Origin of the sequence: Yoonia rosea (genome assembly GCF_900156505.1) — a bacterium.
Taxonomy (GTDB): domain Bacteria; phylum Pseudomonadota; class Alphaproteobacteria; order Rhodobacterales; family Rhodobacteraceae; genus Yoonia; species Yoonia rosea.
On the sequence record NZ_FTPR01000001.1, the window covers coordinates 1,875,853 to 1,891,648 of the forward strand.

Genomic DNA, 15,796 nt, shown 5'->3' on the forward strand with positions numbered 1-15,796 from the left:
TATCCTGTGTTGAATGCTGCTATCGTGCGGCGGCCATCCACTGGCCCTAAACAATGACGCAAACCTGCCAACACTTTGACCGTTGCCTGCCTTGGAGCACGGAACAGTCTTTCGCCGCTTTGATGTGGTAGACCTTAGGGGGCCCTGCCCCTAGTCTGTCCGAACGTCCGAATCCTTTTCAAAGGCCGCCATGTCCGATCAGCCCCAATACCAAGTGCTCGCCCGCAAATATCGGCCTGAAACCTTTGCCGATATGGTGGGGCAGGATGCGATGGTACGCACTCTGAAGAACGCCTTTGCCGCAGACCGGATCGCGCAGGCCTTTATCATGACCGGCATCCGCGGCACCGGTAAAACAACCACTGCACGGATTATCGCCAAGGGCATGAACTGTATCGGCCCTGACGGCACGGGCGGGCCGACAACCGAACCCTGCGGACAATGCGAACATTGCGTGGCGATCATGGAAGGCCGTCATGTCGACGTGATGGAAATGGACGCTGCCTCACGTACAGGCGTGGGCGACATTCGCGAAATCATCGATTCGGTCCATTACCGCGCGGCCTCGGCCCGCTTTAAGATCTACATCATCGACGAAGTGCACATGCTGTCGAAGAACGCGTTCAATGCGCTGTTGAAGACACTGGAAGAACCGCCCGAGCATGTCAAATTCATCTTTGCCACGACCGAGATCAGGCAGGTGCCTGTCACCGTCCTGTCCCGCTGCCAGCGCTTTGACCTGCGGCGGATCGAGCCGGAAACGCAAATTGCCCTGCTGCGCAAAATTGCGACCGCCGAGGGGGCCGAGATCACCGATGAGGCACTCGCGCTGATCACCCGTGCTGCCGAAGGGTCAGCCCGCGATGCGCAATCGCTGCTGGATCAGGCCATCAGCCATGGCGCGGGAGAAACCACCGCCGATCAGGTCCGTGCGATGCTGGGGCTGGCGGATCGTGGGCGCGTCCTTGATCTTTTTGACATGATCCTGCGCGGCGAGGCGGCAGCCGCCCTGACCGAATTGTCCGGCCAATATGCCGACGGCGCCGACCCGATGGCGGTGCTGCGCGATCTGGCTGAAGTGTGCCACTGGATCAGCGTCATCAAGATTACGCCCGAGGCCGCCGAAGACCCCACGATTGGGCCAGATGAGCGCACACGCGGTCAGGCCATGGCCGCCAGTCTGCCCATGCGGGTGCTGTCGCGGATGTGGCAGATGCTGCTCAAGGCACTGGAAGAAGTGGCCATCGCCCCCAACGCCATGATGGCGGCCGAAATGGCGGTGATCCGGCTGACCCATGTGGCTGATCTGCCCAGCCCCGAAGAACTGGTGCGCAAGCTTCAGGACGCCACACCACCCGCGGGCGGTGGCGGCGGCCCGTCGGGTGGGCGCCCTGCCCCGCAAGGTGGCAGCACCCAAGCGATCAGCAGCACGCCGGCCCCCACCCATGCCAGCCCCGGCGGGCCGTCAGCATCGGGAGCGCAAACAGCGCGCGCTTTGGACGCGGACGCGCTTCAGCACTACGCGCGCTTCGAGGATGTCGTCGAACTGATCCGCACCCACCGTGATGTCAAACTGCTGGTTGAAGTCGAAACCGGCCTGCGTCTTGTCAGCTATCAGCCGGGCCGGATCGAGGTGAACCCGACGCCTGACGCCGCACGGGATCTGGTGGGGCGTCTGGGCGCGCGGTTGCAAGCATGGACCGGCAATCGCTGGGCGATCAGCGTCGCCGACGGTGGCGGACCGACAATCGCCGAAACACGGGATGCGGCCGAAAACGCGATCCTGCAAGAGGCGCAAGACCACCCTTTGGTCAAAGCGGTCATCGCGGCATTTCCCAAAGCCAAGATCACCGAAATCCGGACCGAGGCCGAAAAAGCGCAGCACGCATTGGAAGACGCGCTGCCCGAAGTGGAAGAAGAATGGGACCCGTTCGACGAGGACTGATCTGTGCGGCTGCTCTTGCGGCACCCCTGCCCGCATGGGCCGAGGTCTGCACCCAGCAACGCCCCGGCTGGGACGGTGTCCCAGTCACGGCTTTGGGCGAACTGCTGTTCCTTTTGCAAACGCCCATTGTGCTGATCCTGATCATCGCCACCGCCCTTGCCGTGCGGTTTCGCAGTGAATGGGGCGGGCTTGTCGTTGTTGTCGGCTGGAGCCTCTCGACCTTTCTTGCCACGGGATGGGGCAGCACAGGTGACACGCGCGCGCTTGCAATGAGCGAAGGCTGCATCGGAAATTCCACGCTTTTCATCCTCTTTGCCGCACTGGTGTGTATCGGTGTCGTGCTCTACACTGCGCCATTGAAACGCGACAAAAGAGAATAGGAGATCGCTAGATGCTCAAAGGACTTGGTGGCCTTGGCGACATGGCCAAGATGATGAAACAGGCGCAGGAAATGCAGGGCAAAATGGCCCAGATGCAGGAAGACCTTGAAAACATCATGGTCGAGGGCGTCAGCGGTGCGGGTCTTGTGAAAGCCACCGCAACCGCCAAAGGTGAGCTCAAGGGGCTCGATATTGATCCGTCGATCTTCAACGGCGACGACAAGGAAGTCGTCGAAGACCTGATTTTGGCGGCGATCAAAGATGCACAGGGCAAAGCGACCGCGCGCGCGCAGGAAGAAATGAGCAAACTGACAGAAGGCCTGGGTCTTCCACCGGGCATGAACCTGCCTTTCTGAAGCCCGAGAATTTTTGGCAAAAATTCTCAGGCCGCCAGAACAAATTTCGCGAAATTTGTTCGCGGCTGATGTGAGCACCATGACAAACGGTACCGAAGACCTCGATAATCTGATCGCACTGATGGCCAAGCTGCCGGGGCTTGGCCCCCGGTCTGCGCGGCGCGCTGTGCTGCATCTGATCAAGAAGCGGTCTCTGGTGCTGTTGCCCTTGGCCGATGCAATGCAAAGGGTCGGGGCAACGGTGCGCGAATGCCTGAACTGCGGTAATGTCTGCACAACGGATATTTGCGAGATTTGCAATTCCGAGAAACGTGCCACAGGACAGATCGCCGTTGTCGAGGATGTGGCCGATCTATGGGCGATGGAACGGTCCCAAGTCTTCAAGGGGCGCTACCATGTGCTGGGCGGCACACTCTCTGCCCTCGATGCTATCGGGCCGGAGGAATTGCGCATCCCTAAGCTGATCGACCGGATCAAGACCGAGAATGTGACCGAGGTAATCCTTGCCTTGGGTGCCACGATCGACGGGCAAACGACCGCACATTACATCGCCGATCAATTGCCCGGCATCACAGTCACCTCTCTGGCCCAAGGTGTGCCTGTAGGTGGTGAGCTTGACTATCTGGACGACGGCACGATTACGGCAGCGCTGAACGCGCGCAAGGCGCTTTAATCACCACCAAGGGCCTGCACCAAGGCATCAAAAACAATCCTGATCCGGCGGCTTGTCCGCAGTTCACGGTGGGTTACGATCCACACCGGAAAGGTGATCGGCGGCGCATCAGACAGCAGTGTTTCGACACCGTCCACATGCGGCCAGAACCTGTCAGGCCCCACCATAATCCCGAGACCCGCACGCATCATCTCCCACATCACCACCCCGCTGTCCGAATTTGCCTTGAACTGATCCGGGGAAATTGTGACGCCGCGGTCCTGCATGAATGCCAGCATCTGGGTGGTATCGCGTGGGCCAATAAAAACATGTTTCGCAAGGTCGGCCTCAGTCTGCGGCCTGCCATATTCGGCGAGGTAATCGGCAGAGGCATAATAGACGGCCCTTGCATCCCGAAGCTGTCTGGCGATCAGGTCGGGCTGGTCGGGACGCACATGGCGAATGGCTATATCGGCGTCACGCCGTGTCAGGTTTTCGAGCCGGTTCGAGGCGACAACATCAACGATAATCCCGGGTGCGTCCTGCCGCAGCTTTTTCAGAACCGGCACTAAAAAACCCGCGGCAAGCAAATCGCTCGCCGTGATCGAAACGTGACCTGCGACATCGCGCGACTGCCCTGATGCAACCATCGAAATCCGGCTGGCGGCATCGCCCATCGCCTGCACATGTTCCAAAAGATCATGGCCCGCCGAAGTCATGACCAATGACCGGCCTGAACGTTCAAACAAGGTCACACCCAGATCACGCTCCAACGCGCTGACCTGCCGGCCGATCGTTGGCTGGGTTGTGCGCAACGCCCGCGCAGCAGCACTCAGCGAGCCTTCCTCGGCGGTCGCCAGAAATGCGCGAATTTGGTTCCAGTCAAATGAGACAGCCTGCCAGTTCATGCATTTATGTATATCTGAACCACGTATTTAGGCAATTTATAACAGATTTGCGTATATGTAAGCTGCGGCAACGGGTATTGCATAACAGACAAAGGAACCACGCCAATGGCCACCGCCGCGTTTTGGAACAAAGCTGCAAAGAAATACGCGGCGTCGCCCATAAAGGACATTGCCGCCTATGAAGAAACGCTCGCGCGCGCACGCAGCTATCTGACGGCACAGGATCACCTGCTTGAAGTGGGCTGCGGCACGGGCAGCACGGCAATCAAACTGGCACCTTTTGTCAGGCGGATCACGGCCACGGACATATCAGGCAACATGATTGCGATCGCACAAAGCAAGATCACGGGCGACGGGCCGCAAAATATCGACTTTGTGGAATCAGAGATCAACGCAGCTATGGCCGACGCGCCATTCGATGCGGCCTGCGCCTTTAGCCTGTTGCACCTTGTCGATGACATTGACCAAACACTGCTGCATTTGCGCAATCAGATCAAACCGGGTGGCTACTTTATCTCCAAGACCGCCTGCCTGGCAGATATGAATATGCTGGTCAGACCTATGATCAAAGTGATGCAGATGATCGGCAAAGCGCCGCATGTTCTGGTTTTTGACGCGGCCCGGCTGGAAAAAGCTGTGCGCGAAGCAGGTTTCGACGTGGTCGAAACGGGATACTTCGGCGCAAACAGGTCAGCACGGTTCATTGTGGCCCGCAAACCATCATAAATAGCGAAAAAGGGCGCCTTCCGTTTCGGGGCGCCCTTTTTTGCTTGTTGGCCTAGTCGTCCTTATCGTCGGCATCGTCGGGCAGGTTGAAGAAGCTGTCCGCGTCGGAAACATCGCGGTTGTCTTCTTCCTCTTCCTCGCCACGGGGATCAGACAGGCTGAATGTCTCAAGTCCCGCCATCGCGCTTGGCATCTTCGGCTCGGCGGGCATACCCAACGACTGCTCGGTGCTGACCAGCTTGCGGCGCTCGTCATCGGTCATCGCTGCGCCTTCTTTGGCCTTCTTGGCGTTGGCCTTTTGCACGGCAGCATCCAGTTCGGACTGTTTGCACAGCCCCAAAGCGACCGGATCAATCGGGTCAAGGTTGTTGATGTTCCAATGCGTGCGCTCGCGGATCGCCTGAATGGTTGGCTTGGTTGTGCCAACCAGTTTGGAAATCTGACCATCTGTCAATTCCGGGTGGAACTTCACCAGCCAATAAATGGACGCGGGGCGATCCTGACGCTTGGACAGCGGTGTGTAACGCGGGCCCCGGCGCTTTTCCTCACCGGCAGCAGCGGCGTAAAACTTCAGTTTCAGCTTATGCTTGGGATCAGCTTCGGCTTTATCCAGCTCTTCTTGGGTCAACTGGTTATTGGCAATCGGGTCAAATCCTTTGACACCTGTCGCCACATCACCGTCTGCAATGCCTTGCACTTCCAGTTCGTGGAAACCGCAGAACTCGGCAATCTGCTTGAAGGTCAGCGTTGTATTGTCGCAAAGCCAAACAGCGGTGGCTTTGGCCATAATCGGTTTATCGGACATCTTTTCATCTCCATCTTATCAGCAGACAAGCCTTTCCCGCGCCCTTGATCTGGGCAGACTGTGGTAACAGCCGGGTTCGCATTGTCGGGGAACTTGCAGGGTATATAGTAAAGCTGACGAAATTTGGAAAGATCAAAATGCAACGTCTACTTGCCCTGCTTTGCTTTATGGCATCCCCACTCTCTGCCCAAGACCGCGCGGGTGACTTTGACTACTACGTCATGTCTTTGTCCTGGTCGGCAAACTGGTGCGCACTGGAAGGTGACGCGCGCGGGTCGCCCCAGTGTGATGCCGAAGCGGACTTCGGCTGGATTCTGCACGGGCTCTGGCCGCAATATGAAAACGGCTATCCGGCAAACTGTCCGACCAGCGAAAGATCCCCCAGTCGCAGCGATACCGCGGCCATGGCGGATATCATGGGGACATCGGGACTTGCCTGGCATCAATGGCGCAAACACGGGGTCTGTTCGGGATTGTCGTCCGAGGATTACTTTGCCCTCTCGCGCGAAGCTTTTGGCCGCATTAATCGCCCCGAAGTGTTTCGCGCCTTGACGCGCCAAGTAACACTGCCCGCATCGTTGATCGAAGAGGCGTTTCTGAAGGAAAATGCAGCGCTAGAAGCCGACCAGATCACGATCACCTGCAAATCAGGCTACATTCAAGAGGCGCGGATTTGTCTGACGCGTGATCTGGAGTTTCGCGATTGCGGGCGGGACGTCATCCGTGATTGCTCGATGACCAGCGCGCAGTTTGATCCGATGCGCTAGCCAAAAGAAAAGGCACTGCAAATGCAGTGCCTAAACAGCTGTCTCGTCTGGATCTGGCGGGGTCAGCTATTGCTTGGTTCCGGCTCAGACGCGACACGGCTGCCGTCTTTCAAGGTAATCTCGCCGCGGGAATCCTGACACTTTGGTGTACCGTCACGGTTCAGGCGGGGGGTCATATACCCTTCAATCCCGTCGTCGATGTACCAGTGCTGGCAGCCGTCCGGATCAATCCACACATTTGCCACGCCGTCCCGCAGAAAACCGCCGTCGACGCCGCCATCTGTCACATTGTTGTCATCACCGGAACGCTCGCATGCGACCAAAGTCATCGCGATCAAGATTGCAACTGCGCCGCGCAAAATATTCATATTCAAAACCACCCAATTTCTCGCGCGAATCGCGCCATACATATCAACTTTATGCGGTTATAAGTTGAGATCAGCTTTAGGTCTACCGACACAGGACTGTCCAATTGGCTACGGCGCCAGCAACGCGGCCGTCAGCGCACTGTCAGGATCACATAGCGGTTCGATCACATCGAAATGATGGCGGTCCGGCGCGACAATCCGCTCGCAGGTCCATGCGCGCGCCAGAATGCGCGATTGCTCCAGAAAAGCTGGCCTTTCATCCGCCCCCACCCAGACCGTCACGGGCATCTGCGGCTTGGGCAGGTAGATCGGGCTTTCAGCCAGAACCTCTGCCGTATCCAGTTTGAGATCGGCATTCATGGATGTCAGCATCAAAGGTGCCAGATCACCCAAGGGCGAAATCGGCACGACTTTCGCAACCCGTGCCTGCCAACGCGCACCGCTGCGTCTTGCTGTCATCCGCGCCACCAGTTGACCCCCCGCAGAATGCCCGGTCAGCCGGATCGGCCCAAGGACGCGGCCGGCAGCAAAGGCGATTGCAGCGGCGATTTGATTGCCGATGTCCGTGATACGGACCGCAGGACAAAGATCGTAGGACGGCATGGCGACGGCCCACCCCTGCGCAAGCGGGCCTGCTGCCAGATGCGACCAATCAGATTTGTCCGACATCAACCAATAGCCACCGTGAACAAAGACCACCAATCCTTTGGCAAGGCGGGGTGGATGAAACAGATCAAGCTTCTGGCGCGCGCTTTCGCCGTAGGGCAGATCAAGTTCACACAATGTCTTTTCGCGAAAGCTGGCCGCGGCCTTTGCCCAGCGCGCGGGATAAGTGTCGCCACCCGGAATATAGGCCGCATTCGCATATGCCTCGTCCAATTCCATCACTTCCCCCCTTTACGGCACCAGCCTGCATGGTTCAGATAGCGCTGAAACCGATAGGAGGCCACCATGCTTGACGAAATGACGAACCTGAAATCCATGTTGTCACGTCCTGATCTGCTTTGCGAAGACACGCTTGTCGCAGGTGAATGGGTGAAAGCAGCGGACGGCAAGACCTTTGACGTGATCAACCCTGCGCGCGGCGATGTGATTGCAAGAGTCCCTGACCTGTCGGTCGCAGAGGTGGAAAAAGCGGTCGCAGCAGCCGATGCCGCACGCAAGCCTTGGGCCGCACGCGCGGCCAAAGAACGCGCAAACATATTGCGCAAATGGTTTGATCTGATGATCAAGCACCAAGAAGACCTCGCCATCATCATGACCGCCGAACAAGGCAAACCGCTGACCGAGGCGCGCGGCGAGATCGCCTATGGCGCGTCTTTCGTGGAGTGGTTCGCAGAAGAGGCCAAGCGCGTTTACGGCGAAACCATCCCCGGGCACATGGCGGACAAACGGATTACCGTCATCAAACAGCCAATTGGCGTGGCAGCGGGGATCACCCCGTGGAACTTCCCCAACGCGATGATCGCCCGCAAAGTGGCCCCTGCACTGGCTGCAGGATGTGCCTTTGTCATCAAGCCCTCCGAATTGACCCCACTGTCAGCGCTCGCCATGGCGAAGCTGGCGCAAGAGGCAGGCGTGCCGGACGGGCTGTTCTCGGTCATCACCTCTACCGATGCCCCTGCCATCGGCAAGGCGTTCTGCGACATCCCCGCGGTGCGCAAACTGACCTTCACCGGATCAACGCAAGTGGGCCGTATCCTGTTGGCGCAGGCCGCCGATCAAGTGATGAAATGTTCGATGGAATTAGGCGGCAACGCGCCTTTCATCGTCTTTGATGACGCCGATCTTGATGCCGCTGTCGAAGGGGCCATCGCCTGCAAGTTCCGCAACAACGGCCAGACCTGCGTCTGTGCCAACCGCATCTATGTGCAGGCCGGCGTCTATGATGCCTTCGCTGCCAAGTTCAAGGTTGCGGTGGAAGCGCTGCGCGTGGGCGACGGCATGAGCGAAGGGATAACACTGGGCCCGCTGATTGAACCCAAGGCTCTCACCAAGGTTCAGGAACACCTCGCGGATGCGCTCTCGAAAGGTGGTCAAATTCTGACCGGCGGCAAGCCACATGATCTGGGCGGGCAGTTCTTTGAACCCACGATTGTCACCAACGCGACCAAAGAGATGCTGGTCAGCACAGACGAGACCTTCGGCCCCTTCGCCCCGCTTTTCAAGTTTGAAGACGAGGATGATGTGATCGCGCTGGCCAATGACACGATCTTTGGCCTTGCTTCGTATTTCTATGCCAAGGACCTCAGCCGCGTGACCAAAGTGGCCGAAGCGCTGGAATACGGGATTGTGGGCGTGAACACCGGCATCATCTCAAACGAGGTCGCACCTTTTGGTGGCGTGAAACAGTCAGGGCTGGGCCGCGAAGGATCACACCACGGGATCGAAGACTATCTTGAACTGAAGTATATTTGCACCGGTGTGTGAGCCGGAAAGTAAGGTGGATCTTGATCCACCTTACCGCAAACCACGCATTTGCAAAAATATCCAACCACTCACCAAGGATTGACCATGCGCGCGCGTCAAACCACCGTGATGCGTATGATGACAAGCGATGAAGACCTGGCAGATGCAGCCGCCGCCGGCGACGGGGCGGCCTTCGCGAGCCTGCTTGATCGCCATTATGATCGCCTCTTTGCATTCTGCTTCCGGCTGACCGGATCACGCACCGAGGCCGAGGACCTGACGCAGGACATCTGCGCCGCACTGCCCGCAAAGCTCGCCAGCTACGGGCGCCGCGCCAAAGTCACCACCTGGCTCTACCGCGTCGCCGTGAACGCCGCCCACGACCGGCGACGCAAGCGCGCGACCTATGCCAAGGCGACAACAGGCTGGGGCGACTGGGAAGTGAACCGCACCGCTGCCATTGCAGATACCACCGACAAACTGGACTGGCTGACCGCTGCGATGAACACACTCTCCGACGATCTGCGCGACACGCTGGCACTTGTGCTTGACGATATGACCCACGCGCAGGCGGCAGAGGTGCTGCAAATCCCGGAAGGGACAGTCAGCTGGCGCATCTCTGAAGCAAAAAAAGCCCTGCGCGCCATCAAGGAACAGGAGGACATGGTATGACCGATGACCTGAATGACCTCAAAGCGATGATGGATCAGGCAACCCCGCGCCCTGATGCGGCGCGACGCGCCGAAAATATCGCGCTGGCAAAAGAAAACTTTGCCGCCCTCCAAGGATCACGCGATGAAGTGCGTCCCACTGCTGTAGCCGGGCCGAAGGGCCTTTGGACAGGAGTGAAGACGATGCTGAATACCATAACCTCGCCCGCAGGATTGACCACAACGACCGCCCTAGTTGCCTGCGGATTTTTATTTCTGACACCGCAAGGTCAGGACCTGCTGCGCCCGCCATCTGCGCCCCAGATCACTGTGACCGAGCTTGATGGTATTGCGGCCCCGCCAATGACAATGTCGGACCCCGCAACCGGAGCAACCACTCAAACGGAGGCAGTTGCGCCACAGCAACCAGAGGCTTTGACTGCTCCGGCTTTCGATCTGGCACAGGACTTCAGCCTTGCAGATCAGTCACGCCCTGTCACCAAGGCCTTGCCACAAATTACAGCAGACGCGGATGAACTGCTTGCGCAAGAGGCCGAAGTAACCGCAGGCGCAATTGAACGTCAGGCCATCGCGGCGACAACCATGCAAACATCACGCGTGGCCCCGATGCAAAGCGAAGAACCGGCAATGCGCGGCTTGGCCCCGGAACGCATTGTTGTAACGCCTTCGCCGCAACCGGACGATGCCATGGTTTCTCCTGCCCCGTCGACCGAGAGCTTTGCCAACACTGCAGCAAGCCCGCTCAAAATCACCGCCGAGGAACCGGTTTCGACATTCTCGATAGATGTTGATACCGCGAGCTATGCGCTTGTGCGGTCCTCTCTGTCACGTGGTCAATTGCCGCCACGCGAAGCTGTGCGCATTGAAGAGATGATCAATTATTTCCCTTATGATTATCCGACACCCGACGCAGGCGAAGCGCCCTTCCGTCCGACCGTGACGACATTCCAGACGCCGTGGAATGCAAACACGCAGCTCGTGCATATCGCTTTGCAAGGGCGGTTGCCCGAGATGACCGCGCGGCCTCCCTTGAACCTGGTGTTTCTTATCGACACATCCGGCTCGATGGATGATCCGGCAAAACTGCCGCTGCTGAAGCAGTCTTTCCGCCTGATGCTTGACCAATTGCGCCCGCAAGATCAGGTCGCCATCGTGGAATATGCAGGCAGCGCAGGTCAGGTACTGGCGCCCACCAACGCATCCGAACGCACGACGATCTTGCAAGCGCTCCAATCGCTCGGTGCGGGGGGGGCAACCAACGGGCAAGGCGGCTTGGAACAGGCCTATGCGGTCGCGGACACCATGGCAGAGGCTGGTGAAGTCAGCCGCATCATTCTTGCAACTGACGGCGATTTCAATGTCGGCATCGATAATCCGGATGCGCTGAAAGGCTTTATCGCGGATCGCCGCGAAACAGGGACGTATCTCAGCGTTCTGGGTTTCGGACGCGGCAATCTGGATGACGCCACTATGCAGGCGCTGGCCCAGAACGGGAACGGCACGGCGGCCTATATCGACACGCTGTCAGAGGCACAAAAGGTGCTGGTCGACCAACTCTCAGGTGCGCTGTTTCCGATTGCCGGTGATGTCAAAGTGCAGGTCGAATTCAACCCTGCCCAAGTCGCCGAGTACCGTTTGATCGGCTATGAGACGCGGGCGCTGCGGCGTGAAGATTTCAATAATGATGCGGTGGATGCGGGCGAGCTGGGCGCAGGCCATGCTGTCACAGCAATCTACGAGGTCACACCCGTCGGCAGCCCGGCACAATTAAGTGATCCGCTGCGCTACGCCCCGAGCACGGTGGCTGAGACGTCAGACGAGCTCGGATTTCTGAAACTGCGCTACAAAGCACCCGGCGAGGATTTGAGCCAATTGCTTGAAACGCCAATCACCGAAAATGGTACACCAGGGACAGAGGCGAATTTTGCGGCTGCGATTGCAGGTTTCGGACAGCTCTTGCGCGGTGACAACCATTTGGGCGATTGGGGCTACGCGGATGCGATCACACTTGCTGCGGCTAATCGCGGCGCGGATGCCTTTGGCTATCGCACGGAAGCTGTGCAATTGATGCGCTTGGCCGAAAGCCTGTCGCGCGCTGAATGAAAAGTAAGGTGGATCTTGATCCACCTTACATCATCACCCCATCTGCGCCAGCGCAAGCGGCAGGACTTGCTGCTCGATCAGGCGCTGCAAATCACCGAAATATCCACCACTGCGCGCTGGCCGCAGTGGATCAGAGGTAATCGCCAAGGTCAGCGCGACCTGCGGGGCGACACAGATAATCTGCCCACCATAGCCCCGCGCCAGCGCATAGCCGACGCCTGCACCGGTTCCCAAGAACCAGCCATAACCGTAATCCAGCCCGGAGAAGAGTGATTGTGTACGTCGCTGCAACGACCGCGCCACCCAATCGGAACTGAGCACCTGCGCGCCGCCGAACTGGCCGTTTAGCCGGTACATCTCGCCGAAGCGGACCATCGCATCCAGCGTGAGGGCCATTTCATTGCCCCCCAGATAGCGACCCTGCGGGTCCCGCGTCCAAGCGGGGATATCAATGCCCAAAGGTGCGCCCAACCGCTCCCGCGCCAGCGACAAGAGCGACTGACCCGAGACCTCTGACAACACGGCCCCTAGAATGTGAAACGAACCGGTCGAATAAAGCATGCGTGCTCCGGGTTCGGCCACGAAAGGACGGCCGAGCGCGTTTGCGACCCAGTTGCTGCTGTTCACCCAGCCACCATAGTTCTGCCCTGAGGTACGCTCCAGTCCGGCCTGCATCGTCACCAGATTTTCAACGGTGATCCCTGCCACACGCGGATCAGCACCGCGCGGGATCAAACCGGGAGCGACATCGCCCAGCCGCGCATTGATGCCGGGCAATTCACCGCGATCCAGCGCAGCACCGGTCAAGGCCGCAACAACTGTCTTCGAGACCGACTTGATCGGCACCGCGCGCTCCAGCCCCGGACCGCGAAACCGCTCACGCAGCATAGTCTGGCCAGATTGCCGGATCATTACAGCGTGGAATTGGTCAAGCGCGCGCCCCGCGTCCAGAACGGGTGCCCAGACATTTGGTTGCGCCAGCATGGGCGTTGCCAAGCTTGCGAGCCCGCCCGCCAAAAATTTCCGCCGTTTCATCACGATTACAAACCCTTCAAATCAGTATCAGGGTAGCTAATGCATCTGTCAAAAACCGCCACTAACATTCCCGTGCACTCAGCAGCGATAGGCTTCGCTCTCGTAAAACGCGCGAAGGGTCTGGTGCTTTTCAGGCCGAAACCGGTCCAGTTCCTGCAAGGCCGAAATACGGTCCAGACGAAACATGCGAAAGCCTTCGCGCAATTCGCACCAGCACACAGCCGTCCAGACTTTGCCCCAGAACCAAACGCCCAAAGGCCGCACTGTTCTTGCGGTCTTATTGCCCGCCTCATCGCTGTAGTTCATCTGCAATCGGATATGCGCCTCAGAGGCGGCCTCGAACCGGTCCAGATAATCGCGCCATTGGCCACGCTGTTCTGCACCATCCAAGACATGCACGTTGACCTGACCGACCTGTCTGCGCGCAGTCTCGGGCAGGACGGCATCAATCTTGATTAATGCCTCTTGCGCGGCTTCTGCCATTTTGGTGCCGCCCCAGCTTTGCAAAATCCGTGCGCCTGAAACCAGTGCGACAATCTCTTCTTGGGTGAACATCAAAGGTGGCAGATCATATCCGTCACGCATTAGATAGCCGACCCCGGCTTCGCCTTCGATCGGGACACCAGAGCCGATCAAATGTGCCACATCCCGATAAATCGTGCGCGGCGTCACTTCGAGCTTTTCGGCCAGTTGCGCCGCTGTGGTCAGCCGACCGCCCCGCAGATACTGCAATATCTGGAAAAGACGGTCGGCGCGGCGCATTTATTGCGCAGCCTCGAACAGACCGATGGAATTGCCGTCAAGGTCTTTGGCATAGGCAAAGCGCCCATCGGGGATCGTGATCGGCGGGCTGACAATCTCTCCACCGGCGCTTTGGCAACGCGCGATCCCGTCTTCAAGCGTACCTTCAATCGCGATATGGATTGTATTGCCCCCATCTGCGGCAGGTATCCCGGGATAAAGATGCGCGCCTGCGCTGTCCTCGAAACTGCCCAGCACAGCAATGGGGTTCGGACCGGAATGGTCGATTTCCATCTGATACCCAAAGACCTCGTTGTAAAAAGCGACGGCCTTTTCCATGTCAGTGACCGGTATTTCGCCCCAAGCCATAATTGTGCGTTTTGTCATGTCTCATCTCCTTGATTGCGGTTGATGGACATCTTTGAACATACCCCTGCTGACAGCGTTGTGTCAGTAGGTTTTCAGGAGGGGTGGAAAATTACGCCCCCGCAAGCCACCCCAGACCTTCCTCGGTCGTCTGGCGCGGCTTGTATTCGCCCGAAACCCAACCAGCATAGCCCTGGGCATCCAGCAGCGCGAAGAAGGCGGGATAATCAATCTCGCCCTGATCCGGCTCACCGCGATCCGGCATTTGGGCCACCTGCACATGGGCAGTGATATCGCGCATCGCCTCCCATGTGCCCAATACATCACCGGTGATCCTGGCGGCATGGAATGTGTCGAATTGCAGTCTCAGGTTCGGCGCATCAATCGTTGTGACAATCTCGCGGCCAAGATCAAAGTCATTCAAGAAATAGCCCGGCATCGTGTCATTGTTGATGGGCTCAATCGTCAGGCTTTGCGCAGGTGCCTCGGCTGCCGCCCAGCGCAGGTTATTGATGAAGGTCTCTTTTGCCGCCGCCCCTTCGGCTACGCCTGCCATGATATGCAGATGCCTTGCCCCCAGCGTTTGCGCATAACGCAACGCGCGGCCAAAGTCCTTTTTGAACCGCTCTTCCAATCCGGGGATGGCTGCAAATCCTTGCGGACCGCCAGTGTAATTGGGGGGCGGGCAATTGATCAGCGCCAACTGCAAATCATTTCTGCGTAACGCATCAACAATCTCTTGGGCATTCACGTCATATGGAAACAGCACCTCGACCGCGTCAAAGCCGGCGTCCTTGGCCACTGCAAAGCGGTCCAGAAAATCCAGTTCGGTAAAAAGCCACGTTAGATTCGCGCAGAATTTTGGCATCTGACATTCCCTCCTGATGGTCGGCCTATGCGCTCACAAGAGCCAATCAAGTGCCGCTTTGCAAGAGGATGGCGACCTGTCGCCTACTCCAATTCAGCCGCTGGAATGATCGGAAAGAACATCCCCTCCGACGTCACCCCGAACCACTCTTCGCCTTCATGATCCGCATGCTCACCGATTTCCACCAAACGGTAGAAAGACTTGCGGTCAATTAGCGCCTCAAGGTTCGCGCGCACCAAAACATAGGGCGAAGGCTCGCCAGTCTCAGGGTCGCGCACCACGCGGATCGGGTGCTCTGGTCCGGCAATCATCCGGTCGCCCACATTGGTTTCAAATTCCAGACCATCGCCACGCCGGTTGAAATCGACCGCGACAAATGGCGCGTCATCGACAGTGATCCCCACTTTCTCAACGGGGGTCACCAGAACGTAATCATCACCGTCGCGGCGCAGAATCGTTGAAAACAGCCTCACAAGTTCGTGTCGGCCAATGGGCGTTCCCATGTAAAACCACGTTCCATCACGGGCGATCCGCATGTCGATATCGCCGCAATGGGGCGGATTCCAAAGATGAACCGGTGGCAAACCGCCTTTTTGGACAGCACGGGCGCTACTTGCTAGGCTCTCTGCGGAGGGAGTCACAATCTTTTGTGTGGTCATTATTTTTGCCATTGGGTGTGATGGGATTATCTGTTCT

Annotated in this window: 18 protein-coding genes; 9 read left to right on the forward strand and 9 right to left on the reverse strand. The window is 58.3% G+C overall.

Annotation, left to right across the window (positions count from 1 at the left end; all coding sequences use genetic code 11):
- The first annotated feature begins 190 nt into the window (after positions 1–190).
- The 4 genes from B0B09_RS09335 to recR all read left to right on the forward strand — a co-directional run bounded on the left by B0B09_RS09335 (position 191) and on the right by recR (position 3,354).
- Positions 191–1,945, forward strand: a complete 1,755-nt coding sequence (locus B0B09_RS09335; protein WP_076659325.1) for a DNA polymerase III subunit gamma/tau — start codon at positions 191–193, stop codon at positions 1,943–1,945.
- On the forward strand, positions 1,921–2,325 hold the full coding sequence (locus tag B0B09_RS09340; protein ID WP_076659326.1) for a hypothetical protein: 405 nt from the start codon (positions 1,921–1,923) through the stop codon (positions 2,323–2,325). The genes B0B09_RS09335 and B0B09_RS09340 overlap by 25 nt, the downstream gene beginning before the upstream one ends.
- Before the next feature lie 11 nt (positions 2,326–2,336).
- Positions 2,337–2,681 carry a YbaB/EbfC family nucleoid-associated protein gene (locus B0B09_RS09345; RefSeq protein WP_055294031.1) on the forward strand — a complete coding sequence of 115 codons (345 nt, stop codon included), beginning with the start codon at positions 2,337–2,339 and terminating at the stop codon, positions 2,679–2,681.
- 79 nt (positions 2,682–2,760) lie between these two features.
- Positions 2,761–3,354, forward strand: coding sequence for a recombination mediator RecR (gene recR / locus B0B09_RS09350; RefSeq protein ID WP_076659884.1), 594 nt, complete (start codon positions 2,761–2,763; stop codon positions 3,352–3,354).
- Here recR and B0B09_RS09355 read toward each other — a convergent pair.
- A complete protein-coding gene (locus B0B09_RS09355) occupies positions 3,351–4,241 on the reverse strand; it encodes a LysR family transcriptional regulator (RefSeq protein WP_076659327.1) in 891 nt (296 codons plus the stop codon). The two genes, recR and B0B09_RS09355, sit on opposite strands and share 4 nt — an antisense overlap.
- Before the next feature lie 105 nt (positions 4,242–4,346).
- Here B0B09_RS09355 and B0B09_RS09360 point away from each other — a divergent pair, with 105 nt between their 5' ends.
- Positions 4,347–4,967, forward strand: coding sequence for a class I SAM-dependent methyltransferase (locus B0B09_RS09360; RefSeq protein WP_076659328.1), 621 nt, complete (start codon positions 4,347–4,349; stop codon positions 4,965–4,967).
- A 52-nt stretch (positions 4,968–5,019) separates the two neighbouring features.
- Here the strand turns inward: B0B09_RS09360 and B0B09_RS09365 are convergent, their stop codons facing one another.
- On the reverse strand, positions 5,020–5,772 hold the full coding sequence (locus B0B09_RS09365) for a DUF1013 domain-containing protein (protein WP_076659329.1): 753 nt from the start codon (positions 5,770–5,772) through the stop codon (positions 5,020–5,022).
- 137 nt (positions 5,773–5,909) lie between these two features.
- Between B0B09_RS09365 and B0B09_RS09370 the strand changes: the two genes are divergently transcribed.
- Positions 5,910–6,539: a ribonuclease T2 family protein gene (locus B0B09_RS09370; RefSeq protein ID WP_076659330.1), complete on the forward strand. Its 630-nt coding sequence runs from the start codon at positions 5,910–5,912 to the stop codon at positions 6,537–6,539.
- A gap of 62 nt (positions 6,540–6,601) precedes the next feature.
- On the opposite strand, the gene B0B09_RS09375 is transcribed toward B0B09_RS09370, so the two are convergent.
- Both B0B09_RS09375 and B0B09_RS09380 read right to left on the reverse strand, forming a co-directional pair.
- Positions 6,602–6,907, reverse strand: coding sequence for a hypothetical protein (locus tag B0B09_RS09375; protein WP_076659885.1), 306 nt, complete (start codon positions 6,905–6,907; stop codon positions 6,602–6,604).
- A 108-nt stretch (positions 6,908–7,015) separates the two neighbouring features.
- A complete protein-coding gene (locus B0B09_RS09380; protein ID WP_076659331.1) occupies positions 7,016–7,792 on the reverse strand; it encodes a hormone-sensitive lipase in 777 nt (258 codons plus the stop codon).
- A 66-nt stretch (positions 7,793–7,858) separates the two neighbouring features.
- Here B0B09_RS09380 and B0B09_RS09385 point away from each other — a divergent pair, with 66 nt between their 5' ends.
- From B0B09_RS09385 to B0B09_RS09395, 3 genes are all read left to right on the forward strand, one after another.
- Positions 7,859–9,337: an NAD-dependent succinate-semialdehyde dehydrogenase gene (locus B0B09_RS09385; RefSeq protein WP_076659332.1), complete on the forward strand. Its 1,479-nt coding sequence runs from the start codon at positions 7,859–7,861 to the stop codon at positions 9,335–9,337.
- Between the two features lie 84 nt (positions 9,338–9,421).
- Positions 9,422–9,988 carry an RNA polymerase sigma factor gene (locus B0B09_RS09390; RefSeq protein ID WP_242654370.1) on the forward strand — a complete coding sequence of 189 codons (567 nt, stop codon included), beginning with the start codon at positions 9,422–9,424 and terminating at the stop codon, positions 9,986–9,988.
- The gene (locus B0B09_RS09395; protein WP_076659333.1) at positions 9,985–12,090 is read left to right on the forward strand and encodes a vWA domain-containing protein; all 2,106 of its coding nucleotides are present in this window, start codon (positions 9,985–9,987) and stop codon (positions 12,088–12,090) included. The genes B0B09_RS09390 and B0B09_RS09395 overlap by 4 nt, the downstream gene beginning before the upstream one ends.
- 33 nt (positions 12,091–12,123) lie before the next feature.
- On the opposite strand, the gene B0B09_RS09400 is transcribed toward B0B09_RS09395, so the two are convergent.
- From B0B09_RS09400 to B0B09_RS09420, 5 genes are all read right to left on the reverse strand, one after another.
- Positions 12,124–13,125, reverse strand: coding sequence for a serine hydrolase domain-containing protein (locus B0B09_RS09400; RefSeq protein WP_207552144.1), 1,002 nt, complete (start codon positions 13,123–13,125; stop codon positions 12,124–12,126).
- A 78-nt stretch (positions 13,126–13,203) separates the two neighbouring features.
- Entirely contained in the window at positions 13,204–13,887 is a 684-nt protein-coding gene (locus B0B09_RS09405; RefSeq protein ID WP_076659335.1) for a helix-turn-helix transcriptional regulator, read from the reverse strand.
- Positions 13,888–14,253 carry a VOC family protein gene (locus B0B09_RS09410; protein ID WP_076659336.1) on the reverse strand — a complete coding sequence of 122 codons (366 nt, stop codon included), beginning with the start codon at positions 14,251–14,253 and terminating at the stop codon, positions 13,888–13,890.
- A 91-nt stretch (positions 14,254–14,344) separates the two neighbouring features.
- A complete protein-coding gene (locus B0B09_RS09415; RefSeq protein ID WP_076659337.1) occupies positions 14,345–15,100 on the reverse strand; it encodes a hydroxypyruvate isomerase family protein in 756 nt (251 codons plus the stop codon).
- Between the two features lie 83 nt (positions 15,101–15,183).
- Positions 15,184–15,759: a DUF1285 domain-containing protein gene (locus tag B0B09_RS09420; RefSeq protein ID WP_076659338.1), complete on the reverse strand. Its 576-nt coding sequence runs from the start codon at positions 15,757–15,759 to the stop codon at positions 15,184–15,186.
- Positions 15,760–15,796 lie beyond the last annotated feature (37 nt).

Excerpts from the sequence above, each read along its gene's own strand:
- B0B09_RS09420 (WP_076659338.1), bottom strand. The coding sequence starts at position 15,759 with ATGACCACACAAAAGATTGTGACTCCCTCCGCAGAGAGCCTAGCAAGT.
- B0B09_RS09360 (WP_076659328.1), top strand. The coding sequence starts at position 4,347 with ATGGCCACCGCCGCGTTTTGGAACAAAGCTGCAAAGAAATACGCGGCG.
- B0B09_RS09385 (WP_076659332.1), top strand. The coding sequence starts at position 7,859 with ATGCTTGACGAAATGACGAACCTGAAATCCATGTTGTCACGTCCTGAT.
- B0B09_RS09375 (WP_076659885.1), bottom strand. The coding sequence starts at position 6,907 with ATGAATATTTTGCGCGGCGCAGTTGCAATCTTGATCGCGATGACTTTG.
- recR (WP_076659884.1), top strand. The coding sequence starts at position 2,761 with ATGACAAACGGTACCGAAGACCTCGATAATCTGATCGCACTGATGGCC.
- B0B09_RS09345 (WP_055294031.1), top strand. The coding sequence starts at position 2,337 with ATGCTCAAAGGACTTGGTGGCCTTGGCGACATGGCCAAGATGATGAAA.
- B0B09_RS09370 (WP_076659330.1), top strand. The coding sequence starts at position 5,910 with ATGCAACGTCTACTTGCCCTGCTTTGCTTTATGGCATCCCCACTCTCT.
- B0B09_RS09355 (WP_076659327.1), bottom strand. The coding sequence starts at position 4,241 with ATGAACTGGCAGGCTGTCTCATTTGACTGGAACCAAATTCGCGCATTT.
- B0B09_RS09380 (WP_076659331.1), bottom strand. The coding sequence starts at position 7,792 with ATGGAATTGGACGAGGCATATGCGAATGCGGCCTATATTCCGGGTGGC.
- B0B09_RS09395 (WP_076659333.1), top strand. The coding sequence starts at position 9,985 with ATGACCGATGACCTGAATGACCTCAAAGCGATGATGGATCAGGCAACC.
- B0B09_RS09365 (WP_076659329.1), bottom strand. The coding sequence starts at position 5,772 with ATGTCCGATAAACCGATTATGGCCAAAGCCACCGCTGTTTGGCTTTGC.
- B0B09_RS09400 (WP_207552144.1), bottom strand. The coding sequence starts at position 13,125 with ATGAAACGGCGGAAATTTTTGGCGGGCGGGCTCGCAAGCTTGGCAACG.
- B0B09_RS09410 (WP_076659336.1), bottom strand. The coding sequence starts at position 14,253 with ATGACAAAACGCACAATTATGGCTTGGGGCGAAATACCGGTCACTGAC.
- B0B09_RS09415 (WP_076659337.1), bottom strand. The coding sequence starts at position 15,100 with ATGCCAAAATTCTGCGCGAATCTAACGTGGCTTTTTACCGAACTGGAT.
- B0B09_RS09340 (WP_076659326.1), top strand. The coding sequence starts at position 1,921 with ATGGGACCCGTTCGACGAGGACTGATCTGTGCGGCTGCTCTTGCGGCA.
- B0B09_RS09335 (WP_076659325.1), top strand. The coding sequence starts at position 191 with ATGTCCGATCAGCCCCAATACCAAGTGCTCGCCCGCAAATATCGGCCT.
- B0B09_RS09405 (WP_076659335.1), bottom strand. The coding sequence starts at position 13,887 with ATGCGCCGCGCCGACCGTCTTTTCCAGATATTGCAGTATCTGCGGGGC.
- B0B09_RS09390 (WP_242654370.1), top strand. The coding sequence starts at position 9,422 with ATGCGCGCGCGTCAAACCACCGTGATGCGTATGATGACAAGCGATGAA.